This is a genomic window from Marinobacter sp. ES-1 (genome assembly GCF_000475255.1).
Taxonomy (GTDB): domain Bacteria; phylum Pseudomonadota; class Gammaproteobacteria; order Pseudomonadales; family Oleiphilaceae; genus Marinobacter; species Marinobacter vinifirmus.
On record NZ_AXBV01000001.1, the window covers coordinates 71,332 to 95,170 of the forward strand.

The 23,839-nt window shown below is 59.9% G+C and carries 25 protein-coding genes; 10 read left to right on the forward strand and 15 right to left on the reverse strand.

Annotated elements, in window-relative coordinates; genetic code table 11:
- Window positions 1-78 precede the first annotated feature (78 nt).
- Both speE and Q668_RS00310 read left to right on the forward strand, forming a co-directional pair.
- Entirely contained in the window at window positions 79-960 is an 882-nt protein-coding gene (gene speE, locus Q668_RS00305) for a polyamine aminopropyltransferase (protein ID WP_036218634.1), read from the forward strand.
- Between the two features lie 92 nt (window positions 961-1,052).
- Window positions 1,053-1,247 (forward strand): DUF6316 family protein, encoded by a 195-nt coding sequence (locus Q668_RS00310; RefSeq protein WP_022987581.1) that lies wholly within the window; start codon window positions 1,053-1,055, stop codon window positions 1,245-1,247.
- 72 nt (window positions 1,248-1,319) lie between these two features.
- On the opposite strand, the gene Q668_RS00315 is transcribed toward Q668_RS00310, so the two are convergent.
- Complete coding sequence (locus Q668_RS00315; protein WP_011784067.1) at window positions 1,320-2,591, reverse strand: ammonium transporter; 1,272 nt, start codon at window positions 2,589-2,591, stop codon at window positions 1,320-1,322.
- Window positions 2,592-2,664: 73 nt separating this feature from the next.
- Window positions 2,665-3,003 carry a P-II family nitrogen regulator gene (glnK, locus tag Q668_RS00320; protein WP_011784068.1) on the reverse strand — a complete coding sequence of 113 codons (339 nt, stop codon included), beginning with the start codon at window positions 3,001-3,003 and terminating at the stop codon, window positions 2,665-2,667.
- A 351-nt stretch (window positions 3,004-3,354) separates the two neighbouring features.
- Between glnK and Q668_RS00325 the strand changes: the two genes are divergently transcribed.
- From Q668_RS00325 to trmB, 3 genes are all read left to right on the forward strand, one after another.
- Window positions 3,355-3,606 carry an accessory factor UbiK family protein gene (locus Q668_RS00325; RefSeq protein ID WP_022987582.1) on the forward strand — a complete coding sequence of 84 codons (252 nt, stop codon included), beginning with the start codon at window positions 3,355-3,357 and terminating at the stop codon, window positions 3,604-3,606.
- An 84-nt stretch (window positions 3,607-3,690) separates the two neighbouring features.
- Window positions 3,691-5,220, forward strand: coding sequence for a YifB family Mg chelatase-like AAA ATPase (locus tag Q668_RS00330; RefSeq protein WP_022987583.1), 1,530 nt, complete (start codon window positions 3,691-3,693; stop codon window positions 5,218-5,220).
- A 97-nt stretch (window positions 5,221-5,317) separates the two neighbouring features.
- On the forward strand, window positions 5,318-6,043 hold the full coding sequence (gene trmB / locus Q668_RS00335; RefSeq protein WP_022987584.1) for a tRNA (guanosine(46)-N7)-methyltransferase TrmB: 726 nt from the start codon (window positions 5,318-5,320) through the stop codon (window positions 6,041-6,043).
- Window positions 6,044-6,078: 35 nt separating this feature from the next.
- Here the strand turns inward: trmB and Q668_RS00340 are convergent, their stop codons facing one another.
- The 10 genes from Q668_RS00340 to Q668_RS00385 all read right to left on the reverse strand — a co-directional run bounded on the left by Q668_RS00340 (window position 6,079) and on the right by Q668_RS00385 (window position 15,151).
- Window positions 6,079-6,630: a hypothetical protein gene (locus Q668_RS00340; protein ID WP_022987585.1), complete on the reverse strand. Its 552-nt coding sequence runs from the start codon at window positions 6,628-6,630 to the stop codon at window positions 6,079-6,081.
- Window positions 6,630-7,778 carry a radical SAM family heme chaperone HemW gene (hemW, locus tag Q668_RS00345; RefSeq protein WP_022987586.1) on the reverse strand — a complete coding sequence of 383 codons (1,149 nt, stop codon included), beginning with the start codon at window positions 7,776-7,778 and terminating at the stop codon, window positions 6,630-6,632. The genes Q668_RS00340 and hemW overlap by 1 nt, the downstream gene beginning before the upstream one ends.
- 4 nt (window positions 7,779-7,782) lie before the next feature.
- Complete coding sequence (rdgB, locus tag Q668_RS00350) at window positions 7,783-8,382, reverse strand: RdgB/HAM1 family non-canonical purine NTP pyrophosphatase (RefSeq protein WP_022987587.1); 600 nt, start codon at window positions 8,380-8,382, stop codon at window positions 7,783-7,785.
- A 4-nt stretch (window positions 8,383-8,386) separates the two neighbouring features.
- Complete coding sequence (locus Q668_RS00355) at window positions 8,387-8,836, reverse strand: DUF4426 domain-containing protein (protein ID WP_022987588.1); 450 nt, start codon at window positions 8,834-8,836, stop codon at window positions 8,387-8,389.
- Window positions 8,833-9,435 carry a methionine biosynthesis protein MetW gene (metW, locus tag Q668_RS00360; protein ID WP_022987589.1) on the reverse strand — a complete coding sequence of 201 codons (603 nt, stop codon included), beginning with the start codon at window positions 9,433-9,435 and terminating at the stop codon, window positions 8,833-8,835. The genes Q668_RS00355 and metW overlap by 4 nt, the downstream gene beginning before the upstream one ends.
- On the reverse strand, window positions 9,432-10,580 hold the full coding sequence (metX, locus tag Q668_RS00365) for a homoserine O-succinyltransferase MetX (protein WP_022987590.1): 1,149 nt from the start codon (window positions 10,578-10,580) through the stop codon (window positions 9,432-9,434). Before metX ends, metW begins: the two co-directional genes overlap by 4 nt.
- A gap of 172 nt (window positions 10,581-10,752) precedes the next feature.
- On the reverse strand, window positions 10,753-12,717 hold the full coding sequence (locus tag Q668_RS00370; protein ID WP_022987591.1) for a dynamin family protein: 1,965 nt from the start codon (window positions 12,715-12,717) through the stop codon (window positions 10,753-10,755).
- Between the two features lie 218 nt (window positions 12,718-12,935).
- A complete protein-coding gene (locus Q668_RS00375; RefSeq protein ID WP_022987592.1) occupies window positions 12,936-13,520 on the reverse strand; it encodes a YggT family protein in 585 nt (194 codons plus the stop codon).
- Window positions 13,521-13,542: 22 nt separating this feature from the next.
- Window positions 13,543-14,376, reverse strand: a complete 834-nt coding sequence (gene proC / locus Q668_RS00380; protein ID WP_022987593.1) for a pyrroline-5-carboxylate reductase — start codon at window positions 14,374-14,376, stop codon at window positions 13,543-13,545.
- Between the two features lie 61 nt (window positions 14,377-14,437).
- Window positions 14,438-15,151, reverse strand: a complete 714-nt coding sequence (locus Q668_RS00385) for a YggS family pyridoxal phosphate-dependent enzyme (protein ID WP_022987594.1) — start codon at window positions 15,149-15,151, stop codon at window positions 14,438-14,440.
- A 52-nt stretch (window positions 15,152-15,203) separates the two neighbouring features.
- Here Q668_RS00385 and Q668_RS00390 point away from each other — a divergent pair, with 52 nt between their 5' ends.
- The 3 genes from Q668_RS00390 (at window position 15,204) to Q668_RS00400 (ending at window position 18,915) form a co-directional block, all read left to right on the forward strand.
- Window positions 15,204-16,238, forward strand: coding sequence for a type IV pilus twitching motility protein PilT (locus Q668_RS00390; RefSeq protein WP_022987595.1), 1,035 nt, complete (start codon window positions 15,204-15,206; stop codon window positions 16,236-16,238).
- Window positions 16,239-16,255: 17 nt separating this feature from the next.
- Window positions 16,256-17,377 (forward strand): PilT/PilU family type 4a pilus ATPase, encoded by a 1,122-nt coding sequence (locus Q668_RS00395; RefSeq protein WP_022987596.1) that lies wholly within the window; start codon window positions 16,256-16,258, stop codon window positions 17,375-17,377.
- A 143-nt stretch (window positions 17,378-17,520) separates the two neighbouring features.
- Window positions 17,521-18,915 (forward strand): OmpP1/FadL family transporter, encoded by a 1,395-nt coding sequence (locus tag Q668_RS00400; RefSeq protein WP_022987597.1) that lies wholly within the window; start codon window positions 17,521-17,523, stop codon window positions 18,913-18,915.
- 37 nt (window positions 18,916-18,952) lie between these two features.
- Here the strand turns inward: Q668_RS00400 and Q668_RS00405 are convergent, their stop codons facing one another.
- Entirely contained in the window at window positions 18,953-19,315 is a 363-nt protein-coding gene (locus Q668_RS00405) for a hypothetical protein (protein WP_036218663.1), read from the reverse strand.
- A gap of 86 nt (window positions 19,316-19,401) precedes the next feature.
- A complete protein-coding gene (gene polA, locus Q668_RS00410) occupies window positions 19,402-22,131 on the reverse strand; it encodes a DNA polymerase I (protein WP_022987599.1) in 2,730 nt (909 codons plus the stop codon).
- A gap of 85 nt (window positions 22,132-22,216) precedes the next feature.
- Between polA and Q668_RS00415 the strand changes: the two genes are divergently transcribed.
- Together Q668_RS00415 and Q668_RS00420 are read left to right on the forward strand one after the other, a co-directional pair.
- Complete coding sequence (locus tag Q668_RS00415; protein WP_036218666.1) at window positions 22,217-22,555, forward strand: DUF2782 domain-containing protein; 339 nt, start codon at window positions 22,217-22,219, stop codon at window positions 22,553-22,555.
- A gap of 143 nt (window positions 22,556-22,698) precedes the next feature.
- On the forward strand, window positions 22,699-23,115 hold the full coding sequence (locus Q668_RS00420) for a hypothetical protein (protein ID WP_022987601.1): 417 nt from the start codon (window positions 22,699-22,701) through the stop codon (window positions 23,113-23,115).
- 31 nt (window positions 23,116-23,146) lie between these two features.
- On the opposite strand, the gene Q668_RS00425 is transcribed toward Q668_RS00420, so the two are convergent.
- The gene (locus tag Q668_RS00425; protein WP_022987602.1) at window positions 23,147-23,839 is read right to left on the reverse strand and encodes a DUF4124 domain-containing protein; all 693 of its coding nucleotides are present in this window, start codon (window positions 23,837-23,839) and stop codon (window positions 23,147-23,149) included.

Genomic DNA, 23,839 nt, shown 5'->3' on the forward strand with positions numbered 1-23,839 from the left:
GAGCTGACCGCTGCCCCTACAATACGCCTCTTTTCAGATGCCCGGGCGCAATGCAGTGGCACACAGTGGGAGACAGACATGACAGCATTGAACGAAGGCTGGTTTACCGAGGTATTCCAGGACCAGGGCACCGCCTTTTCCCTGCAGGTTAAAGGTAAGCTTCACGAGGAACAGACCCCGTTCCAGAAGCTGGAAATCTACGAAACCGAAACCTTCGGCAACCTGATGGTGCTCGACGGCTGCGTGATGCTCACCACCCGGGACAACTTTCTGTACCACGAGATGATGACCCACCCGGCCCTGTTCACTCACAAAGACCCGAAAAAAGTGGTGATTGTGGGAGGTGGCGACTGTGGCACCCTGAAAGAAGTGCTCAAGCACCCGGGTGTGGAAGAAGCCTGGCAGGTGGAAATCGACGAGCGGGTAACGCGCATGTCGGAAAAATACTTCCCGGAGCTGTGTGAAGCTAATGGTGACCCCCGCGCCAATTTCTTCTTTGGTGACGGTATCCAGTGGATGCGGGACATCGAGCCCAACAGCATCGATGTGTTGATTATCGACAGTACCGACCCGGTCGGCCCGGCCGAAGGCCTGTTTGCCCTGGATTTCTATCGCGATGCCATGGCCGCGTTGCGCGATGGCGGCATCATCGTTCAGCAAAGCGAATCGCCGTTGTTACACACCGACAGCATCATCAAGGATATCCACACCGATATGCGCAAGGCCGGCTTCGGCCACGTGCAGACCCTGCCGTTCCCGCAGCCGGTTTATCCCACCGGCTGGTGGAGCTGCACCATGGGCAGCAAGGATAACCCGCTGAAGTATTTCCGCGAGGAAGGCGCCAACAACCGCCCGTTCGTAACCCGTTACTACAACGCTGGTATTCACCACGGTGCCCTGGCCATGCCGCAGTTTATGGTGGATGCCCTGGAAGACGAGGTGCACCCGGAAGAGGGTTGATTAAAAATTGGACAGGCTTCGAAGCTGGTCTAAACTGGTTGCAATGGTCATCTAATGGCCATTCTTCCGTTTAGCAGTCAGAAGGAGTTGTTATGGATGTCCGTAGCGGTGAACAGGAACGTCACTGGTTCCGGAGCGAGCGGTTTTCGTTGGTTAACGGGCAATGGTATTTCCAGACCCGTGAAGGCACGGTAGAAGGGCCTTTCGACGATGTCCGCGAAGCGGAAATGGAATTGCTGCTGTATCTTCGCCATGCCGAAGATGCCCTGTTTCAGGGAGTGGGTTAGTTCCGTCAATCATCCAGTAAAACAAGAGGGGCGCCAACCGGCGCCCCTCTTGCGTTTGGGTTTGCAACGGGATTACTGCTTGCCGCTGACAAACTCCGGATAGGCTTCCATGCCACATTCTGAGAGGTCTACCCCTTCGTACTCTTCTTCCTCGGTTACCCGGATACCCATGACCGCCTTCAGGATGCCCCAGACAACCAGGCTGGCTACGAATACCCAGATAAAAATGGTCAGGGCGCCGATGATCTGGCCGCTGAAGCTCACATCGCCGTTGGTAACCGGTACCAGCAGCAGGCCCAGCAGACCACAGACACCGTGGGCAGAGATGGCGCCGACCGGATCGTCGATGCGCAGCTTGTCCAGAGTGACGATGCTCAGTACCACCAGGATGCCGCCCAGGGCGCCCCAGATAGTGGCTGTCAGCGCGCTCGGGGTGGATGGCTCGGCGGTGATTACCACCAGACCGGCGATCGCACCGTTCAGCAGCATGGTCAGGTCAGCCTTGCCAAACATCAGGCGAGCGGTGATCAGGGCGGCAATAGCGCCACCGGCAGCGGCTGCGTTGGTGTTCAGGAACACCATGGCCACGGAGTTGGCACTGGCTACGTCGCCGAGTTTCAGCACAGAACCACCGTTGAAACCGAACCAGCCCATCCACAGGATGAAGGTACCCAGAGCGGCCAGGGGCATGTTGGCGCCGGGGAAGGCACGGATTTCACCGTTGGGGCCGTATTTGCCTTTACGCGGGCCAAGCAGCAGTACGCCAGCCAGGGCCGCAGCGGCACCTGCCATGTGTACGATGCCGGAGCCGGCGAAGTCACTGAAGCCAAGATCACCGAGGTTGTACATACCGAACACATCGGCGCCACCCCAGGTCCACGCGCCTTCCAGCGGGTAGATAAAGCCAGTCATGAAGACCGCGAATACCAGGAACGCCCACAACTTCATGCGCTCGGCAACCGCGCCAGACACGATGGACATGGCGGTGGCCACGAACACGACCTGGAAGAAGAAGTCAGAGGCCGCCGAGTAGATGGAGCCGCCGGTGAAGCCGTCTTCACGGGTGGCGAAGTCACCCAGTACGCCGTCCACGTCCACATCGGCGATGCCGGAGAGGAAGACGTTACCGCCGTACATGATGGCGTAACCGCACACCAGGTACATGGTGCAGGCCACGGCAAAGAGCGCGACGTTCTTGGTCAGGATTTCGGTGGTGTTTTTAGCACGCACCAGGCCGGACTCGAGCATGGCAAAGCCTGCGGCCATCCACATGACTAATGCGCCACACACGAGAAAATAAAAGGTATCTATTGCATACTGCAGGTGAAAGAGATTGCTTTCCATAGGAAGCCCTCCGCACAAGGCTCTTCAGGTTTATAGGTTTTTTGCGTTGGCTGATTCGGGGATCAGGCCGGGTTTACACCGCTTCTTCGCCGGTTTCGCCGGTCCGGATACGGATCGCCTGTTCCAGTTCGGTCACGAAGATCTTGCCGTCGCCAATCTTGCCGGTATTGGCAGCCTTGGTGATGGCTTCGATAACCTGGTCCAGCAGGTTGTCGCCGATGGCGATTTCAACCTTCACCTTGGGCAGGAAATCCACTACGTATTCCGCGCCACGATAGAGTTCCGTGTGGCCCTTCTGCCGCCCGAAGCCTTTAACTTCAGTAACGGTTACGCCTTGAACGCCAATCTCGGATAGTGCCTCACGGACATCATCCAATTTGAAAGGCTTGATGATCGCTGTCACAAGTTTCATTGCTTTCTCCTTGGTAAATGCTGCCACCTCGCACATCAATTGTGCGGATTGCGTACGAGGTCTATAGCATCGGGTGTGCCAACGCAAAAAAGGTATTTATTATCAGTAAGTTAAAAATACCTGGTTCCAGAGTGGCGCAAGCGCCTGCACCGTTGTGGTGCGTGCTGCGGGGCTGCGGTCCAAAAATGCGCAGGCCCGGTGGCCATCCGGCGGCCATTATAATGCCGACCGGGTACAGTATGGCAGGGCCGGCGGTGTGATACACTCCCGCAAACCCGGTTACTGCCATGGCCAATAGTCTGAATTGGCCGGCAATCCGATTTGAATGAAGTGTTATATGCGAGGTTTTCGATGAAAGGGCCGCAGGATTTCTTTGCACAGTTGCAGGGCCAGTTTGGCCAGTTTGTTCCCGACATGGCCCGTGCCGCCCGGGAAGATTTTGAAACCCAGGCGCGGGCTACCGTTATGACCGTGCTGTCCCGCCTTGAACTGGTGACCCGGGAAGAATTCGATGCCCAGCAGGCGGTGTTGATGAAAACCCGCGAGAAAGTCGAAGCGCTGGAAAAGCGGGTAGCCGAACTGGAGCAGAAGCTGCAGTCGTAAATGAAACAGCCGGGCGCAGGATGCCTGCCCGGCGGCCCTGATCCGTAACCGGGGGCCATTTGTCTGTTACCAAGGAAGGTTGTCATGCTAGCTATTGTCCATTCCCGCGCCAGCATTGGCGTTTCTGCCCCTGCCGTCACCGTTGAAGTTCACCTGTCCGGTGGTTTGCCGGCGTTGTCGATTGTTGGCCTTCCGGAAACCGGTGTGCGGGAAAGCAAGGACCGGGTGCGCAGTGCGCTGCTCAATGCCGGGTTTGAATTCCCCGCCCGCCGTATCACCATAAACCTGGCCCCTGCCGACCTGCCCAAAGAAGGCGGCCGCTTCGACCTGCCCATTGCTCTGGGTATCCTGGCGGCCTCCGGCCAGGTTCCTGCCGAAAGCCTGAAAGATCTGGAGTGTATTGGCGAGCTGTCCCTTGATGGTGCGTTGCGGCCGCTCAAAGGGATATTGCCGGCGGTGCTGGCGGCCCGGGAGGCGGGGCGTTCACTGCTGCTGCCCCAGGACAACGCCGATGAAGCCGCGTTGGCCAGTAACGGCGATGTGCTGGCGGCCAGTCACCTGTTGACGGTGTGCGAGCATTTGTCGGGCCGGGCGCGGCTGGTACCGGTGCCCCGGGCAGAAGACCCTGAGCCGCAGGGGCAGTATGCCGGCGCCGACCTGGCGGATGTCCGGGGCCAGCAGGTACCCAGGAGAGCGCTGGAAGTGGCCGCAGCCGGTGGTCATAACCTGCTGTTCTTCGGCCCGCCGGGCACCGGAAAAAGCATGCTGGCCAGCCGGCTTCCCGGCATTCTGCCCGCGCTCGATGATGCCGCGGCCATGGAAGTTGCCAGCGTGCATTCCGTTGCGGGTTTGCCAGTGAAGCCCGGTGGCTGGCGCCAGCCACCGTTCCGGGCGCCGCACCATACTGCCTCGGCGGTGGCCCTGGTGGGCGGAGGCAGCAGCCCCCGCCCCGGAGAAATCTCCCTGGCGCACCGGGGCGTATTGTTCCTGGACGAGCTGCCGGAATTTCAGCGGCGGGTACTGGAAGTACTGAGGGAGCCGATGGAAAGCGGCGAGATTGCCATCAGCCGGGCTGCCCGCCAGGTAACCTTTCCTGCCCGGTTCCAGGTGGTTGCCGCCATGAATCCGTGCCCCTGCGGCTACAGCGGCCATCCCACCATTGAATGCCAGTGCGGGCCGGCGCAGGTGATGCGATACCGCTCGAAGATCTCCGGCCCGTTGCTGGACCGCTTTGACTTGCATGTGGAGGTGCCGGTGCAGACCGGCGAAGTGCTGCTGGGCTCCGGTGAGGCAGGAGAAAGCAGTGCCAGCGTCCGGGAACGGGTGCTGAACGCCCGGGCAGCGCAAACGGAGCGGGGGAGCCTGAATGCCGCCCTGGCAGGTAATCTGCTGCACCAGTCCTGCCAGCTGAATGCCGGCAGCGAAAAATTGTTGTCGGCCGCCATGGAGCGGCTGGGGCTTTCGGCCCGGGCCCTGCACCGGATTCTTCGGGTGGCCCGCACCCTGGCAGACCTGGACGGTGAGCGGGACATCGCCCGCAACCATCTGATGGAAGCCCTGGGCTACCGTCAGCTTGATCGCCAGCAGAATCAGGGCCCGGTGGTTTCAGTCTGAGCTTCACCTGTCCGGGAGCAGGCCTGGCCCCGCGGAGTCTGTTAAACTGTCGGCAATTTCCTGATAACACATCCGCGAAGGCGCGTGAGGATAACAGATGAGCGACCAGAACGACCCGAAGGACACTTCCGGCGAAAACCCGATTACCACCCGCCGTGGTGTACGCAGCTTTGTACTGCGTCAGGGCCGGATGACTGAAGGCCAGAAAAAGGCCTTTGACCGCAGCTGGCCCAAGTACGGCCTGAGCCGCGACAACGGCATGATTGACCCCCGCGAGGTGTTCGGCCGCGACAACATGCTGAACCTGGAGATCGGCTTCGGTATGGGCAGGTCGCTGGCGGATATGGCCGAAGCCGCGCCGGAGCAGGATTTTATTGGCGTGGAGGTGCACCTGCCGGGCGTGGGCGCACTGCTTAAGGATGTGGAAGACCGTGGCCTGGAGAACGTGCGGGTCTACAACATCGACGCCAATGACGTGATCGACCTGTGCCTGCCGGATGCATCCCTCGACCGGGTGATGATCTTCTTCCCGGATCCGTGGCACAAGAAGAAGCATCATAAGCGCCGCCTGATCCAGCCCGAGTTTATTCAGCGCATCCGTCACAAATTGCGGGTGGGTGGTGTGCTGCACCTGGCCACAGACTGGGAAAACTACGCGGAACACATGCTGGAAGTGATGAACGATGCCGAAGGCTTCGCCAACACCCAGGAGCAGGGTGGCTACTCCCCGCGCCCGGATGACCGCCCGATCACCAAGTTCGAGAAGCGTGGCGAGAAGCTCGGCCACGGCGTGTGGGACTTGCTGTTCTATCGCACCAACTGATCTGCTGCCCCGGGGTGCCTCCTCAGCCACGCTGCTTAGCCAGGCTGGCTGAGGGGGTGCCGGCGCGCCGCCCGGATCACCACCAATCCCGCAATACCCAGCATCACTCCGGTAATCTTTACCAGCGCGAGAATCGCAGCGGAGCTGCTCATGGCATCGGTCGGCGTTGCCAGGTTGTTCAGCAGCACCGAGTTTTCCGCTACGTCACACAACCCTGCAATTACAAACAGTACCCGCACCCAGCGCGCTACCTTGCGTTCCCGGATACCCGGCCGGTCCCGGGTAAAGTGCCGGGTCAGCTGAAGCAGGGACGCCAGCCAGGCCACGGTGAACAGCAGCCCGAGCCACAGCGAGAGCTTGGCGAAAGCCAGGTTCTCCTGCCCCCAACTCTGCAGTATGGCACCACTCTGTTCAGCCGTTGCCGCCAGCTGGAAGCTGAAAATGCCCTGGGGCGCCGCTTCGGTTTTCAGAGACTGGTTAAGCACCGCGATGACCAGAAACAGGCCGACGGCCAGCACCAGGGACGCCTTCATGGGCGAACGCATGGGTTTTACCGGCAGGAACGGTGGACGCTGTACGGTAACCATCAGAGAAATTGCTCCAGCAGGCTGTTCAGATACCTCTGCCCCTGCTCCGTTGCCTGAATCCGGTGCGGGGTCAACAAACCCTGTTTTCTTAATGACCCAAGTTGTACCGCAACCGTGCTCAGGGGTAAACCGGTTCGTTCACTGAACAGTTGCTCGTCAGCCCCCTGTTTCAGGCGCAGGGCATTCATCATGAACTCCAGTGCCCGGTCTTCCGGCTCGATGGCTTCGGTGCCTGAAGTGCGGCTGCCGATCCGGTTCAGGTAGGCGTCCGGCTGCCGGGTTTTCCAGTAACGAATGATGCGCCCGTCTTCCAGGCTGACCTTGCCGTGGGCACCTGCACCCAGGGCCAGGTAATCGCCGAACAGCCAGTAATTCAGGTTATGGCGGCTTTCCCGGCCGGGCCGGGACCAGGCAGACACTTCATAGTCGGTGAAGCCGGCAGCATGCAGAAACTCCGAGCCCTGCTGGTAGATCGCCCAAAGCCGGTCGTCATCCGGCAGCGGTGGCGGCCGCGAGAAGAACTCGGTATTGGGCTCGATGGTCAGCTGGTACCAGGATAAGTGAGCAGGGTTGTGGCTCAGGGCCTCTCGCAAGTCGCCTATTGCCTGTTCCGGGGTCTGGCCTGGCAGGCCGTGCATCAGGTCGATATTGAAATTATCGAAACCGGCGGCCCGGGCCGCCTCGATGGCTTCGTGGGCGGCCTGGGCATTATGGATGCGGCCCAGCGTTTTCAGGTGCTCCGGGTTGAAGCTCTGCACACCGATCGACAGTCGGTTAATGCCGGCTTCCCGAAAGCTCTCAAAGCGGCCGGCTTCCAGGGTGCCGGGGTTGGCCTCAAGGGTAATCTCGGCGTTGTGGCTAAAGTCCATGCGCTGGCGTAAGGCCGTGAACAGCTGCTGGTAGAAGTTGCCGGTCATCAGTGACGGGGTGCCGCCACCGATAAACACAGTTTCGATGGGGCGGCCGCGCAGGTAGGCAAGGTCGGGCTCAAGGTCCTCCAGGATGGCCTGCAGGTACGCCGCTTCCGGGATATCGCCCCGGATGGCGTGGGAGTTGAAATCGCAGTAGGGGCACTTGCGCACGCACCAGGGTACGTGGATGTACAGGCTCAGGGGCGGGCAGACCGCCACGGGGGAGGTGGCGGTCATGCCGTCAGGCCTCCGCCTTTAACTGTTCCAGCAGGCTGGCCAGGGCGCGGCCACGGTGGCTGACACTGCCTTTCTGCTCCCGGGTCAGCTCGGCGGCGCTGCAGTCGAATTCGGGGGCGTAGAACACCGGATCGTAGCCAAAGCCGCCTTCACCGCGGGCCTCGGCCAGAATTCTGCCGGGCCAGCGGCCGTGGCAGATAACCGGTGTGGGATCGTCGGCGTGGCGCAGGTACACCAGCACACAGTGGAACTGGGCGCTGCGCTGTGCTTCCGGTACGTCTTTCAGGGCCGTCAGCAGGGCCTGCACGTTGTCGGCATCGGAAGCATTGGCGCCGGCATAGCGGGCAGAGCGCACACCGGGTTGGCCACCAAGGGCATCCACTGCCAGCCCGCTGTCATCCGCCAGTGCGGGCAAACCGGTTTCCCGGGCAGCATGGCGGGCTTTGAGAATGGCGTTTTCCACGAAGGTGACCGCCGGCTCTTCAGCTTCACCCACGCCCAGCGCGCCCTGGGCAACGGGCTCAAGCCCGAGTGGGCCGAGCAGGTCGGTCAGTTCGGCAATCTTGCCCTTGTTGTTACTGGCGATGACGAGTTTCTGTGACATAGGCTCAGTCGTTAAACAGCGTGTGGGAAAACCGCACCGGCAGGTCCTGCTGGTGGCCGGTGGGGCGGGCGGTAATGTTGAAAGTCATCAGGTCGCCGGACCGGTACTGGTATTGGGCGATGAAGTACACCGCATCGCCTTCCTGGATGCGCCGGAACGCCAGGAAGTTTACCTGCTGGATGTCGTTGGACACCTGGCCTTCAACCTGGCCACCCACAGGCGCAGGCTGGCCGTGTTCGTTCTCGGCCATGATGGAAATATTGACGATGCCGATGCCCTTGCTGCGCTGCAATTTGTTGGCCTTGGCAACTTCCGGGTCCAGGAAGGTGCTGGGAAAAACGCTCCAGTTAACCTGGTAGTCGCCAAAATCTTTCTCCCCGGCCTGGGCCTGCACGGCCATCAACAGGGCAAAGGCCAGAAACACCAGTTTTGAAACAGTACGTGTGATCATCATGGGTTCTCCCGTGTGATGCGGTAGATGGCAATTTCTCCCAGCAGGTTCGGCCACAGCCTGGCCAGCCAGCTGTTCTGGTGCTGGCCGTCGACCACCCGCCGGCTCTTGATGCGAATACCTTTCTGGCGGCACAGGGCCTCGAAATCCTTGAAGGTGCACAGCCGGATATTCGGCGTGTTATACCACTTATACGGCAGCGCATTGGATTCGGGCATGCGGCCGCTCAGGGCCAGGCCCCAGCGCAGTCGCCAGTGGGCAAAGTTGGGGAAGGTGACAATACCTTCCCGGCCTACCCGCAGCATTTCTTCGATGACCTTGTCTGGCCGGCGAACGGCTTGCAGGGCCTGGGTCATCAAAACCACATCGAACATGCCGTCATCGAAGTTATCCAGGCCCTGGGTGTCCAGGTTCTGCTCGATCACGCTCACGCCCCTGCCCATGCAGGTGGTGATGTGGTCCGGGTTGATCTCCAGGCCAAAGCCGCTGGCGCCCCGTTCCCGCTGAAGGAAATCAAGCAGGGTGCCATCGCCGCAGCCGAGGTCCAGCACGTGGTGGCCGGGTTCAACCCATTGCTGGATGATTTCGAGGTCTGGTCTCATGCGCCAACCTCCCTGGCAACACGGTCCATGTAGGCCGTGAAGATGTCGGTGTATCTGGGTGTCGGGATCAGGAACGCATCGTGGCCCCAGGGTGCATCAATTTCCGCGTAGCTGACTTTCTTGCGGGCGGAGATCATGGCATTCACCATCTCTTCCGACCGTTCAGGCGAGAACCGCCAGTCGGTGCTGAATGACAGCACCAGGTATTCGCACTGTGCCGGTGCCAGGGCTTTTGACAGGTCGCCGCCGTGTTCGTAGGCCGGGTCGAAGTAGTCCAGGGCCCGGGTCATCAGCAGGTAGGTGTTGGCATCGAAGCTTTCGGAGAAACGCTCGCCCTGGTAGCGCAGGTAGCTTTCCACCTGGAATTCGGCATCGAAGCCGAACTTGTAGGCCTCTTCCCGCAGTTCCCGGCCAAATTTCTCACCCATGGACGCATCGGACAGGTAGGTAATGTGGCCGACCATGCGCGCCAGCATCAGCCCGCGGCGAGGTAGGACGTTGTGTTCGTAGTAGCGGCCTTCGTGGAATTCCCGGTCCGAGGTGATGGCCTGGCGGGCCACTTCGTTGAAGGCGATGTTCTGGGCGCTGAGCCGGGGGGTCGAGGCAATCACCACTGCATGCCGCACCCGCTCCGGGAAATCCAGGCTCCACTGCAAAGCCTGCATGCCGCCCAGGGAGCCGCCCACAACCGCCGCCCATTGCTGGATGCCGAGATGATCGGCCAGTCGGGCCTGGCTTTTTACCCAGTCTGCTACGGTAATAACCGGAAAGTCCGGGCCGTAGAGTTTGCCGGTGGACGGATTGACGGAACCGGGCCCGGTGCTACCGTGGCAGCCGCCAAGGTTGTTCAGGCTGACCACAAAGAAGCGGTTGGTATCTATCGGTTTGCCGGGGCCAATGCAGCTGTCCCACCAGCCGGGTTTGCGCTCTTCCATCGAATGATAGCCGGCGGCATGGTGGTGCCCGCTCAGGGCATGGCAAATCAGGATCGCGTTGCTCGCATCGGCATTCAGGGTGCCGTAGGTTTCCATCACCAGGTCGTAGTTCTCGAGGGACTGGCCGCAAGCCAGGTCGATCGGGGCGTTAAAATGGATGGTCTGCGGGCTGACAAGGCCAACGGAATCCGAAGGCAGGGAATCGGGCATGGGTGTGTTGAGTTCCTGATCCGGTCCACAAGGTTCTGGCCATAGGCCATGGGGTGCGCGGAAAAAACGCGCCAGCACTGCAGTTTAAAGGCGGGGGGTGGTTGCTGCAACCGGCGCGGTGCCGGCGAGCAAGGCCCGGAGCCCGGGGGTGCGTTGCCCGGGCTCCGGTATGTCAGACAGCGCCGGAAATATTGACCACCTTCTGCTGCAACAGGGTGGGGGCCGGCTTGCGGATTTGCCGCATCATGGCATCGGCCAGCTCCAGTTGTTTGCGCAGGTCGGCAATGGTGTGGTCCAGTCGCTCCCGTTCACTCCGGGTGTCGCGGTCGGTTCGCACCATGTCGCGCAGGCGGCGGATCTGGTGCTCCAGCAACTGCTTCTGCTCCATGGAGTACTGCATGATCGGCAGCAAGGCCTCATGGGGCCAGCGCTCCACGTCAGCTCGTACCCGGGCATGCAGGGTGCGGGCTTCACCCACCATCACGTTGAAGAACCGGCGAACCAGCAGGGATTGCTCGGTCAGCAGGTTCTTGGGGCTGACCCTGAACCGCCTGGCTTTCTTGCGTAATTCCCGCACTGCGATCACATGGCGGCCGGCCCGCAGGGGGATAGGCTCCAGGTGCCGTGCCCGGTTATCTTCGTTATAGCGGCGGTAGATGGCGCCAACCATTTTTTCCGCAAGGTGGCCCTCGCTGAGCAGGTTGGTCAGGTCGGCTTCCAGCAGCTCGAAGAAGTGATCCATCGCCGCATTCATGCCCGCGGTCGTCCAGCTTTTCGACATTTTCAGCCGCACCTGCGCGGCATGGGTTTCAAAGCGTTCCTCGCTCACCAGCTTGCGCAACATCTCGCCCTGGGAGTCCATCAGCCGCCGGGATGAGCGCAGGGTAATCAGCTTCTTGTAGTAGAAGTCGTAATCCTTGTGGGCCCGTTCGGCGAGCCGGGCAATGGAGGCCTTGTCTACGGTGGCGCCGGTACAGGCCGTGCGTTCCTCTTCCAGGGCCGACAGCCGGATTTGCATGGCCGCCTGGCTGTTCTGCAGCATCCCCAGGAGATCGTTGATCAGGTTCTGGGTGATCAGCTCTTCCTTGTGCATCAGTATGCGGCGGACAATCAGTTGCTCGAGCTGGTCGATGTTGGAGCGTTTAAACAGGGCGTCGTCATTACGAATACGGCTGATCAGGCCCTGCTTGGCAGACAGCGGAATCACATCCTGCTGGCGGATGCCCAGGTGGTCAGCGGTGTAGCCGCGCACCCGCTCGATGGCATCGTTGGTGTGTTGCTCGCCCTGCAGGTCGTCCCAGAGTACGTCGATTTTGTTCAGTACCGCAAAGCGGCCGGCCCGGTGGTCGGCGTACTCGGTGTCGATGTGCTCGTTCCAGATCGCCATATCGCTGGCGGTTACGCCGGTGTCGGCACTGAGCACAAAGATAATGGCGTGGGCCCGGGGCAGCATACTGATGGTCAGCTCCGGCTCGGAACCCAGGGCGTTCAGGCCCGGGGTGTCGAGAATGCGCAAGCCGCGTTCGAACAGCGGGTGGCGAATGCTGATCTGGGCGTTACGCCAGGCCGGTACCAGTACGTTGCCGGGGTTGCTGCGGTCGTGCTCCAGCATGTCTTCATCGAACCCGAGTTTTCGGGCCTGCTGGGGCGTTACGCTCTTGGTGCGGGCAACTTCGGCCAGCACTTCTCGCATCACTTCGGGGTCGTGCTCGTCCAGGTCGTGCCTGACCCAGTGCTCCGGTTGCTTGCGCAGTTGCTGCAGGGAGAGCTCGCCGGTGCGGGTTTCGATCGGCAGCAACAGCAGGTAGTTCTGGTTGGCGCTGCGGTCGTAGAACAGTTCGGTGGGGCACATGGTGGTGCGGCCCGCCTGGGACGGCAGCATGCGCTGGCCATAGCCGGAGAAGAACAGGGCATTGATCAGCTCGGTCTTGCCCCGGGAGTATTCCCCGGCAAAGGCGATGGTCAGCTCATCTTCAATGAGCAGCTCCAGGCCGTTACGGATTCGGGTGCTGACGTCTTCTGAGAAAAGGTCGTTGTCCTGCAGCCACAGCCGGTAGCGGCCGATCTGCCGGATGAGTTCCTTCTTCCAGTTATGATAGGCCTCAACCTGCTGCGACAGAGTTCCGTGCATTTTCATCGGTTTATCCTTCTGCGCGACTTCCGGGTGCTCCCAGATTAAATGCCGTTAATCATAACCGCTTTGCCGGTTTTTGGCGCCCGAACCTGTCGCGGATCAAGGCGGAAGGCCCGGGATGACAAAATAAAAAAGCCGGAAAATCAAAAGGTTGATCTTCCGGCTCTCAAAAAGTCTGCGTTCCGACTTTTGTGTAACAAAATGTATTTTCGAGACCTGTTTTACATCCCGAGGCCGATCGAGCCGAGGCCGGCAGCCACCTTCATGTGATCGATCACCACAGTAATCACGTTCAGGATCAGGAACACGATGATCGGAGACAGGTCCAGCCCGCCCATGGATGGCATCATGTTGCGCACAGGCCGCATTACCGGCTCGGTAATCTGCGCCACCAGCTGGATAGCCGGGTGACCGCTCTGGGGCGCAATCCAGCTCACCACAACCACCGCGATAACTGACCAGAAGTAGATCTTCACAATCAGGCTGAGCACGTTCAGCACCGCCCACACCAGCAGGGTGATGGGGTTGATGGCGGGGATGCCACCGTTCAGGGCGACCAGGATCAGGAAGAAGGTGATGGCCTGGATAATGACGGCCAGTACCAGCGCGGCGCCGTCAATGCCGCCCCAGCCGGGAATGAATCGGCGCAGGGGGCGCAGCGGCGGGTTGGTGGCCTTCACCACAAACTGGGAAATGGGGTTGTAGAAATCCGCCCGCGCCAGTTGCAGCAGAAAGCGCAGCAACACGATGGTCATGTAGAAGGTGGACGCGATCAGCAGGATGGTAATGACAATGTCTGCCAGCATGAAGCTGTGTCTCCGTTATCGGTTACTGTTTGTCTGCCAGTTCTTTGGACATTTCTTGCGAGCGTTCGAAGGCGGCATTATAGGCTTTTTGCACCAGGCCTCGCATGCCGCCGTCTTCGAAGGTATTGATAGCCCGCTCGGTGGTGCCGCCGGGCGACATCACGTTGCGCTTGAGCTGGGCCGGGTCGTGCTCGCTGCGGGCAGCCATCTCGGCGGCGCCGGCCATGGTCTGAATGGCCAGCTCCCGGGCTGTTTCCGGGGCAATGCCGGCTTCGGTGGCAGCCGCTTCCAGGGCTTCGAGCATCAGGAAGAAATAGGCCGGGCCACTGCCGGACAGCGCGGTTACGCCATGCAGTTGTTCCTCATCGTCTACCCACAGGGCAGAGCCGATGCTTTCAAACACCGACTGCACCATGGTTTTCTGTTCGGCTGTTACCGCCGCATTGGCGAACAGGCCGGCGGCGCCTTTGCCAACCAGCGACGGCGTATTGGGCATTACCCGCACCAGGGGCAGGCCACCACCGAGCCAGCCGTCCAGGGTGTCAGACGCCAGGCCGGCGGCAATAGACACCATCAGCGGCCGGGTATTCTGAACCACCGGGGCGATATCCCGGCAAACTTCGGCCATCACTTGGGGTTTCACCGCCAGCACCACCGTGTCGGCCTGTTGGGCGCAGTGGCGGTTGTCGGTGGTCACGCTTACACCGAAGCGATCGCGCAGGGCCTGCAGGTGGCTGTCGTCGGGCGCGCTGACCCAGATGTTCCCGGCCTGGTAGCCGTTATCAAGCATGCCGCCAATGATGGCACTGGCCATATTGCCGGCACCGATAAAGGAAATGGTGGATGAGTTGCTCACGGTAAACTCCGGGCTTGGTCGATGGATTCGTTGATCCGGATGATAGCAGGAACCGGGCCGATCAGCTCAGGCTCTGTTTCTTCGCCCGGGCTCCGAACAGGGCGGTGCCCACCCGAACCCAGGTGGCGCCTTCGGCGATGGCCAGTTCCAGGTCGTCAGACATACCCATGGAAAGGGTATCCAGCGGGCCGGCGTCCGGGTAGTCCTGTTTCAGGTTTTTCAGGGTGCCGGCCAGCTTTCGGAAACTCAGCCGCAGCTCCGATTCCGGCTGGTCCGGGTCCGGAATGGCCATCAGCCCGCGCAGGCTGATGTTTGGCAGGTCACTGATTGCCGATACCAGCTCCGGCAGTTGGTCCAGCGTGCAGCCGGACTTGCTGTCTTCGTTGTTGATGTTCACCTGCAGGCAAATGTTCAGGGCCGGCAAAGACTCCGGCCGCTGTTCGCTCAGCCGGCGGGCAATCTTCAGGCGATCCACGCTGTGTACCCAGGCAAAGGACTCGGCAATCTGCCGGGTTTTATTGGACTGGATAGGCCCGATGAAGTGCCATTCGATGCCATCCAGGTCATCCAGCGCACCGATCTTGTCGAGCGCTTCCTGAAGGTAGTTTTCACCGAACGCCTGTTGCCCGGCTTCGAATGCGGTGCGCAGGTCTTCCGGTGGCCGGGTCTTGCTGACTGCCAACAGGCGCACACTGTCGGGGTCGCGCCCCGCCTTCAGTGTTGCTTTTTGTATGCGTCGGGTTACGCTCCCGATGTTGTCTGCTATGCTGCTCATAGTGTGAGTTTGCCGCTTCTGGACTAAAAGAAAAAGCCCTCCGAGGAATCCTATGGATATTACTGAACTGCTTGCCTTCTCGGCCAAACAGGGTGCGTCGGATTTGCACCTGTCTTCCGGTTTGCCCCCGATGATTCGTGTTGATGGCGATGTTCGCCGTATCAACCTTCCGCCCATGGAGCACAAAGAAGTGCACGGGCTGATCTACGACATCATGAACGACAAGCAGCGTAAGGATTACGAAGAGTTCCTGGAAACCGACTTCTCGTTCGAGGTGCCCGGCGTGGCCCGTTTCAGGGTTAACGCCTTCAACCAGAACCGCGGTGCCGGCGCCGTGTTCCGGACCATCCCCTCGAAGGTTCTGACTATGGAAGATCTGGGCATGGGCCAGGTTTTCAAGGATATCTCCTCGGTGCCCCGTGGCCTGGTGCTGGTCACCGGCCCCACCGGTTCCGGTAAGTCCACCACCCTGGCGGCGATGATGGACTACATCAACGACACCCGCTACGAGCACATCCTCACCATTGAGGACCCGATCGAATTCGTGCACGAATCCAAGAAGTGCCTGGTGAACCAGCGTGAAGTGCACCGGGACACCCTGGGCTTCAACGAAGCCCTGCGTTCGGCCCTGCGGGAAGACCCCGACATCATCCTGGTGGGCGAATTGCGGGACCTGGAAACCATCCGCCTGGCCCTGACCGCCGCCGAAACCGGCCACCTGGTATTCGGCACCCTGCACACCACCTCCGCGGCCAAGACCATTGACCGGGTGGTAGACGTATTCCCGGCGGAAGAAAAATCCATGGTTCGTTCCATGCTGTCGGAATCCCTGCAGGCGGTTATTTCCCAGACCCTGATGAAGAAAATGGGTGGCGGCCGGATTGCGGCCCACGAAATCATGATCGGTACCCCGGCTATCCGGAACCTGATCCGGGAAGACAAGATCGCCCAGATGTACTCGTCTATCCAGACCGGTGGCTCCATTGGCATGCAGACCCTGGACCAGTGCCTGGAGCGTTTGCTGCAGAAGGGCCTCATCTCTCGCGAACAGGCCCGTGCCAAGGCCAAGATGCCGGATAACTTCTGAGATAAGTAGGTAGCAAGATGGAATTCGAAAAACTGTTGCGGTTGATGGTCGAGAAGGGTGGTTCAGACCTGTTCATTACAGCAGGCGTACCACCCAGCATGAAAGTGAACGGCAAGGTTCTGCCGGTCACCAAGAACGCGCTGACACCGGAACAGACCCGCGAGCTGGTGTACGGCGCCATGAACGACAAGCAGCGCGCCGAATTCGACGAAAGCCACGAATGCAACTTTGCCATCAGCGCCCGGGGTATCGGCCGTTTCCGTGTGTCCGCCTTCTTCCAGCGCAACCTTTGCGGCATGGTGCTGCGGCGTATAGAAGTGAAGATCCCGCAGATTGACGACCTGGCACTGCCGGAAATCGTCAAGGACCTGGCCATGACCAAGCGGGGCCTGATCATGTTTGTGGGCGCCACCGGTACCGGTAAGTCCACCTCGCTGGCGGCCATGCTGGGGCACCGTAACCGCAACAGTCGCGGCCATATCATTTCCATCGAAGACCCGATCGAATTTGTGCACCAGCACCAGGGCTGTATCGTGACCCAGCGGGAAGTGGGTATTGATACCGAAAGTTTCGAAGTGGCCCTGAAAAACACCCTGCGCCAGGCGCCGGATGTGATCCTGATCGGTGAGGTGCGTACCCGCCAGACCATGGAATACTCCGTGCAGTTCGCCGAAACCGGCCACCTGTGCCTGGCCACCCTGCACGCCAACAACGCCAACCAGGCCCTGGACCGGATTATCCAGTTCTTCCCGCCCGAGCAGCACAACCAGATCTGGATGGACCTGTCCCTGAACCTGAAGGCCATCGTGGCCCAGCAGCTGGTACCCACGCCGGACGGCAAAGGCCGGAAGGCCGTTATCGAGGTGCTGATCAATACTCCGCTGGTGGCTGACCTGATCCGTAAGGCAGAGGTACACAAGCTTAAAGAGCTGATGGCGAAGTCGAACGAATCCGGCATGCAGACCTTCGACCAGGCCCTGTACCGTCTATACTCTGAAGGATCGATCACCTACGAAGATGCGCTGGCCCATGCCGACTCCGCCAACGACCTGCGTTTGATGATCAAACTGGGCGCAGATGCCCAGGGGGCTGACAAGCTGTCCTCTACCGTCGACAAACTCTCGATCCAGCACGATTAATTCCGCAGTACAAGGCCCCGGAGCCGGGGCTTTGATTTCAGACAAAAGTCGTAGATGGTTAGCCTGTTGAATAAGTAGCTTTGGCATTTGAGGCCGTTGCCATGTGCTGCGTATACTCCGCGCGAAACTAATAAGGAGACACCATGCACAAGAATACCAATGCACTCGTAAAAGCAATCCGCTTTGCTACCCTGGCCGCTGTTGCGGCACCTGCCAGCGTAATGGCCGGTGGTTTCTCTCTGAACGAACAAAGCGCCAGCCAGATGGGCGTCGCCAACGCCGGCGCTGCCGCCAACCCCGAAAACGCTACCACCGTGCTGTTCAACCCGGCCGGTATGAGCCAGCTGTCTGGTACCAATATCTCTTTTGGTGCGGCGGTTTTGGATATTGATGCTGAGGCGAAAAGTGGCGCAGAGGCAAGTAACCAGCTTGGGGGCGATGTGGAAGGCTCTCGGGGTGGTGATATTGCTGATCCTGCTGTGCTGCCAAACTTTTATATGACCCACGAAGTCAACGACTCAATCGATGTGGGTTTTGGTATTCATGCGCCTTATGGTCTTGCTGCTGATTACGACAATGACTTCAAAGGGCGCTACTTTGCTGATAAAACCGAGCTGACTGCTATCGCCTTCACTCCCTCGGTATCGGTAAACAATGGTAAAGGCCTTTCAATGGGCATTGGTCTTAACATCATGTACGCGGAAGGTCGGCTGAGCCGCTTTCAGGATCCTGCATTGTTAGAAGCAGGCATAGGACAAGCAATTGGGCAGCCTGTCAGCCTCGAAGATCCATATGCCGATGTAGAGGGTGATGACGTTGGCGTAACTTTCCGGGTTGGCTTTCTCTATGAGCTGTCAGAGAAAACTCAGCTTGGTCTAACCGCCCAGACTGGCACTGAGCTGGATCTGGAGGGCGATATCGAGATATCTAATTTCCCGGATCTCGCCAACCCCATGGGGCCGACGAAAACTCTGACTGAGCAAGTTCGAGTGCCGTTAGCTATTCCTGAGAGTGCTACCTTGGGTGTGCGTCATGAATTGACCTCGGACGTAACGTTGCTCGCGGGCGCGACATATGCTCGTTGGGGCAGATTTGAAGAGCTCGATATTGTCAGCCGTCGAGATGCTCCGGGTGAAGCGTCAAGTGTCACTGGTTATCCGTATATTAATCACGTAACCGAAGAGTGGAAAAACACCTGGCAGTTCAACGTTGGCAGCATCTGGCAGGCAACTCCGGAGTGGGCGCTCAAAGCCGGTTATGCTTTCGACGAATCACCGGTTGACGAGTATGTAACAGCCCGGATCCCATCTGAAGACCGTCACTGGTTGACCCTGGGTGCACAGTGGAAAGATGTGCAGAGTGGTTGGGCTGTTGATGTGGCAGTTGGTACGTTGATCTTTGCCGATGACGCGAAAGTTGATGATCGTGAGTATAGTCACTCTGATCCCACTGGCGCCCCGACCTCGGATGCCAACTACACCGCAGAATACGACCTCAGCGCCTGGAGTGCTGCCTTCGAAGTCAGCAAGGCGTTCTAATCAGCTGACCTCAACCCCGGGCTGACTCCCTTCGGAATCAGCCCACCACCTGCCCCCGGTAGATCACTTTCTTCTGCCGGGGGCAGGGTTCCCCCTCTACAGAACTCTTCTCCTGCCGGTCATCGGCAATCGGCTGTCCCCGGTACATTCGCGGCGCCACACGTTCCTCTTCCGTTTCCTCATTCAACTCGGGTACCCGCTGTTTCAGGGCTTGCCAGGTATACACCAGGTTCTTTGACCGGCTCTTGCCGGCATAGTTGGCCAGGTTTTGCGCCAGGTCGGCTTCGTTAAGGTGGAGCTTAACCCCGAACTCGGACTGGATCAGGCGCCGGCACTGGTGCACCAGCTTTAACAGGGAAGGGTCGAACAGCCAGTTGCGTTCAATGGTTGCGGAATTCATGGAAAGGCCTCGCATGGATGTCACTGCATCGGGTGTTACCCCGGACACCGGGGCCGATGCAGCTTTTATGCCATGCGAGCGCCGGGTTAGTGGGCCTGGTCCCAGTTGTCGCCCACGCCGGCTTCCACCAGCAACGGTACGTCCAGCTTTGCGGCGGCCGACATGCGTTTCACCAGTCCCTCGCGGACCTTCTCCACGGCGTCTTCCCGTACTTCGATGATCAGTTCATCGTGCACCTGCATAGTCATGCATGCGTCATTCTGGTGCTCGGCGTGCAGCCACTGGTCCACATCAATCATCGCCCGTTTGATGATGTCGGCGGCGGTGCCCTGCATGGGGGCGTTGATGGCGGTGCGTTCGGCAGCCTGTTGCATCTGCTTGTTACGGGCGTTGATCTCCGGCAGGTACAGCCGACGGCCAAACAGGGTTTCCACGTAGCCATCGTCGTGGGCCTGTTTGCGAATGTTGTCCATGTAACGCAGCACGCCCGGGTAACGCTCGAAGTAGCGGTCGATGTATTCCTGGGCCACCTTTCTTTCCACGCCCAGCTGGCGGGCCAGGCCGAAGGCCGACATGCCGTAGATCAGGCCGAAGTTGATGGCCTTGGCGCTGCGGCGCTGGTCGGAGCTGACTTCAATCAGGCTCACGCCAAAGACTTCGGCGGCGGTGGCTTTATGGATGTCTTCGCCATGCTCGAAGGCGGTCAGCAGGCCCTTGTCTCCAGACAGGTGCGCCATGATGCGCAGTTCAATCTGGGAATAGTCCGCTGCCAGCAGCTTGTAACCTTCCGGAGCGATAAAAGCCTGGCGGATGCGACGGCCTTCTTCGGTGCGGATGGGGATGTTCTGCAGGTTCGGTTCAGAAGACGACAGGCGACCGGTAGCGGTAACTGCCTGGTGGTAAGAGGTATGCACCCGGCCGGTACGGTGGTGAATCAGCTCCGGCAGGGTGTCGGTGTAGGTGGACTTGAGCTTGCTCAGGCTGCGGTGTTCCACAATCAGCCGGGGCAGTTCGTGCTCGTGGGCCAGTTCCTGCAGCACCGGTTCGGCCGTGGAGGGCGCGCCCTTCGGGGTTTTCTTGATCACCCGCAGGCCGAACTTGTCGTACAGAATCGCCTGCAGTTGCTTGGTGGAGCCCAGGTTGAAGCTTTCGCCGGCTACCTCGTGGGCTTCCTTCTCCAGCTCCGCCATGCGTTCGGCCAGCTCCTGGCTGTGCTGGCGCAGAGTGCTGGCGCTGATCAGGGTGCCACGTTGTTCCATGCGCGACAGTACCGGTACCAGGGGCAGGTCGATGTCGCGGTAGACGGATTCCAGTTTGCCGGTTTCTTTCAGTTTCGGGCTCAGGGCCTGGTGCAGGCGCAGGGTGATGTCGGCGTCTTCGGCGGCGTAGGGCCCGGCCTTTTCCAGGTCAATCTGGTTGAAGGTAAGCTGCTTGGCGCCCTTGCCGGCGATGGATTCGTAAGTGATGGTTTGCTCACCCAGGTACTCCCGGGCCAGGCTGTCCATATCGTGGCGGGTGGCCACGGAATTGAGCACGTAAGACTCCACCATGGTGTCATCGCTGATGCCTTCCAGGTGGATGTCGTGGTTGGCCAGCACGTTCTTGTCGTATTTCAGGTTCTGGCCAATCTTCTTCTGTTTCGGGTCTTCCAGCAGCGGTTTGAACTGGGCCAGTACATCGTCGCGGTCCAGCTGGTCCGGTGCGCCCATGTAGTCGTGGCCCAGGGGCACATAGGCCGCTTCGCCCGGCTCGATGGCAAAGGATACGCCGACAATTTCAGCGTCCATGTAGCGCAGGCTGGTGGTTTCTGTGTCGAAGGCGAACTGGTCGGCGGCTTTCAGGCGCTCCAGCCACTTGTCGAGCTCGGCCTGTTCGGTGATCACTGAGTACTGTTTCTCAATGGCCTTGGTCGGCTCCGGCTCAGAGGCGGCGGCTTTCTTGTCGCTGGCAGATCCTGCGTTTTCCAGCTCGGCAATCCAGCTGCGGAATTCGTATTCCTTGAACAGTTCGAGCAGGCTGTCGTCATCCTGCTCCCGCTCGGTGAGGTCTTCCAGCCCGAATTCCAGTTCCACATCCAGGCGGATGGTGGCCAGTTCCCGGCTCAGGGGCAGGGTGTCGATAGCCTCGCGCAGGTATTCACCGATCTTGCCTTTGATTTCGCCGGCGTGTTCGATCAGGTTGTCCAGGTCGTTATACGCCTGCAGCCACTTTACGGCGGTTTTCGGGCCGCATTTGTTCACGCCCGGGATGTTGTCCACCTTGTCGCCCACCAGGGCCAGGTAGTCGATGATCTGCTCTGGCGTTACGCCGAACTTCTCCACTACACCGTCCCTGTCCATGGCCGTTTCGGTCATGGTGTTGATTAAGGTAACGTGGTCGCTCACCAGCTGGGCCATGTCCTTGTCGCCGGTCGACACCACCACATCAGTGCCTTTGCTGGTGGCTTCGTGGGCCAGGGTGCCGATCACGTCGTCGGCTTCTACCCCGGGCACAATCAGCAGCGGGAGGCCCATGGCCCGCACGATGTTGTGGATCGGCTCTATCTGCATGGCCAGGTCTTCCGGCATGGGCGGCCGGTTGGCTTTGTACTCTTCGTACATGTCGTGCCGGAAGGTTTTGCCCTTGGCATCGAACACCACCACGACTTTTGATTCCGGGAAGTCCTGCTCCAGCCGCCGCAGCATGCTCACCACGCCTTTGATGGCGCCGGTGGGATGGTTCTTGCTGGTGGTGAGCGGGGGCAGGGCGTGGTAGGCACGGAACAGGTAGGAAGATCCGTCTACCAGAACCACGGGTGGGGTCTTTTTCTCAGTCATGTCAAAACGGGTCCGGATTCTGATTGAAGCGTGGGTTGGCTTGTGCAACTCTAGCCAGAAAGATGAACCAAAGGGTACCACGAAAATGAAACGAATCGCCTGTTCCGCCCTGTTGCTGGGCTGCTTCTGTGTGCCGGCTGTGGCCCAGGATGAGGGGGCCCTGGATGCCGTCCCGGTGGTCACGCCACAGGAGCCGCTGGTGATTTCCGATTACCAGCCGCCCGAAGGTGGCCCGGAGATTGTCATCCGCCCTGGCGAGAACGAAGTCTTCTACGAGTACCGGGTCAACGGCCAGCTTATGGAGATCAAGGTGGTGCCGGAAACCGGTCCGGAATACTATCTGGTGCCTGCCGATGGCGGTGGCTGGGTGCAGGATACCGATTCAGACTTGCTGGTTCCGAGTTGGGTAATCTTCCGTTGGTGATTACCTGAGCAGTTCTAGTATGAACATTCTAATTTTTGCCCGTAACCTGACTGTGAAAGTTACCAGAAGCCGGCTGTGCTGATCGCTGAAGTGCCGGCCGAAGTTGGAAAATCACGAACGTCTGAAACGTCAGGAGAGTCATCATGGGTAAACTCAAATCTTACCAGGAACAACTGCAGGACATCGTAGAGAAGGGCATCAACGCCGCGGAAGAGCAGCAGAAGAAGCTGGCCTCCAAGCCGTTCGACTACGCCGAGAAGCTGGAAGCGGAAGCCCGCGAGTACAGCGTGAAGAGCCTGCGCAAGCGTTATAACGGCTACTCCGAAACCCTGTTCGAGCAACTGCGCTCCCTGAACGGCCGTTTCGGTAACTTCGCAGCTGAGCTGGTTGCCAAGCTGGAGAAAGAAGCGGCTGAAAGTGCTGATGCCGTATCTGAAGCTGCTGAAGATGTGGCCGAGGCGGCCCAGGACGCCAAGAAGTCAGTCACCGCCAAGAAGCCGGCTGCCCGCAAAACTGCGGCGCGTAAGCCTGCGGCCAAGAAAGAAACTGCCTCAGCCTGATTAAGGCCGGTAGTGTAAAAGCAGAGGGCGCTCATTGAGCGCCCTCTGTTGTTTCCGGATCGGCATTTTCGCTTTCCGGGTTCAGGGGAATGGTTCGTTTTTCCCCGGTAATTTCTTCCAGCCTGAGAACGTCTTCCTCGTAGGCCTTGCGCACGGACTCGATGTCTTGCTGCTGGGCTGAGATTTCCCGCTCCACCTCACGAATCTGGGCTTCCAGCCGGCGGATTTTCTCCAGCGTGGCTTCGGGGATTTCACTCCCCGCCCGCTCCATATCGGCGGCGCGGCTTTGTTCGTTATCCAGCTGCCCGGAAATCACGTTGATATTGCCGCGTTTGAGCTGGATCAGGCTGTTCATTTCCTGGATTTTCCGGCGCAGGGCCCGGATGGCCTGATCCGGATGGCTGAAGCGCTTTCGCAATTGCCGGTCCAGCTCTTGCTGGGCCTCGAGCTGCCTCTGGCGCTCTTCTTCGGCTTGCCTGGCAGCTTCCCGCGCGGCGATTTCCTCGGCTGTCAGCGCCCGGGGTATGGTTTTCACAACCCGGCCGTTGTCGCTCAGGATTTCATAGCCGCGCTTGGTGGCTTCCTGGGGAATGGTATTGCCAATCACCAGTTGTCCGTTTTCGTCCGTGTAACGATACATGGTCGCCTGCGCGCCGGCAGAGGCCAGGAGCCCCAGGGCGACAAGACCGGCGAGAACCGGCGATGCGATCACACGGTGTTGCAT

Coding starts and splice junctions, on each gene's coding strand:
- Q668_RS00355 (WP_022987588.1), bottom strand. CDS start 8,836: ATGATGATCACACGTACTGTTTCAAAACTGGTGTTTCTGGCCTTTGCC.
- metW (WP_022987589.1), bottom strand. CDS start 9,435: ATGAGACCAGACCTCGAAATCATCCAGCAATGGGTTGAACCCGGCCAC.
- Q668_RS00405 (WP_036218663.1), bottom strand. CDS start 19,315: ATGAATTCCGCAACCATTGAACGCAACTGGCTGTTCGACCCTTCCCTG.
- Q668_RS00310 (WP_022987581.1), top strand. CDS start 1,053: ATGGATGTCCGTAGCGGTGAACAGGAACGTCACTGGTTCCGGAGCGAG.
- Q668_RS00375 (WP_022987592.1), bottom strand. CDS start 13,520: ATGCTGGCAGACATTGTCATTACCATCCTGCTGATCGCGTCCACCTTC.
- glnK (WP_011784068.1), bottom strand. CDS start 3,003: ATGAAACTTGTGACAGCGATCATCAAGCCTTTCAAATTGGATGATGTC.
- Q668_RS00325 (WP_022987582.1), top strand. CDS start 3,355: ATGAAAGGGCCGCAGGATTTCTTTGCACAGTTGCAGGGCCAGTTTGGC.
- rdgB (WP_022987587.1), bottom strand. CDS start 8,382: ATGTCACAGAAACTCGTCATCGCCAGTAACAACAAGGGCAAGATTGCC.
- Q668_RS00425 (WP_022987602.1), bottom strand. CDS start 23,839: ATGCAACACCGTGTGATCGCATCGCCGGTTCTCGCCGGTCTTGTCGCC.
- Q668_RS00370 (WP_022987591.1), bottom strand. CDS start 12,717: ATGAAAATGCACGGAACTCTGTCGCAGCAGGTTGAGGCCTATCATAAC.
- Q668_RS00385 (WP_022987594.1), bottom strand. CDS start 15,151: ATGAGCAGCATAGCAGACAACATCGGGAGCGTAACCCGACGCATACAA.
- Q668_RS00400 (WP_022987597.1), top strand. CDS start 17,521: ATGCACAAGAATACCAATGCACTCGTAAAAGCAATCCGCTTTGCTACC.
- polA (WP_022987599.1), bottom strand. CDS start 22,131: ATGACTGAGAAAAAGACCCCACCCGTGGTTCTGGTAGACGGATCTTCC.
- metX (WP_022987590.1), bottom strand. CDS start 10,580: ATGCCCGATTCCCTGCCTTCGGATTCCGTTGGCCTTGTCAGCCCGCAG.
- Q668_RS00315 (WP_011784067.1), bottom strand. CDS start 2,591: ATGGAAAGCAATCTCTTTCACCTGCAGTATGCAATAGATACCTTTTAT.
- Q668_RS00390 (WP_022987595.1), top strand. CDS start 15,204: ATGGATATTACTGAACTGCTTGCCTTCTCGGCCAAACAGGGTGCGTCG.
- Q668_RS00420 (WP_022987601.1), top strand. CDS start 22,699: ATGGGTAAACTCAAATCTTACCAGGAACAACTGCAGGACATCGTAGAG.
- hemW (WP_022987586.1), bottom strand. CDS start 7,778: ATGACCGCCACCTCCCCCGTGGCGGTCTGCCCGCCCCTGAGCCTGTAC.
- Q668_RS00415 (WP_036218666.1), top strand. CDS start 22,217: ATGAAACGAATCGCCTGTTCCGCCCTGTTGCTGGGCTGCTTCTGTGTG.
- Q668_RS00340 (WP_022987585.1), bottom strand. CDS start 6,630: ATGGTTACCGTACAGCGTCCACCGTTCCTGCCGGTAAAACCCATGCGT.
- trmB (WP_022987584.1), top strand. CDS start 5,318: ATGAGCGACCAGAACGACCCGAAGGACACTTCCGGCGAAAACCCGATT.
- Q668_RS00395 (WP_022987596.1), top strand. CDS start 16,256: ATGGAATTCGAAAAACTGTTGCGGTTGATGGTCGAGAAGGGTGGTTCA.
- Q668_RS00330 (WP_022987583.1), top strand. CDS start 3,691: ATGCTAGCTATTGTCCATTCCCGCGCCAGCATTGGCGTTTCTGCCCCT.
- speE (WP_036218634.1), top strand. CDS start 79: ATGACAGCATTGAACGAAGGCTGGTTTACCGAGGTATTCCAGGACCAG.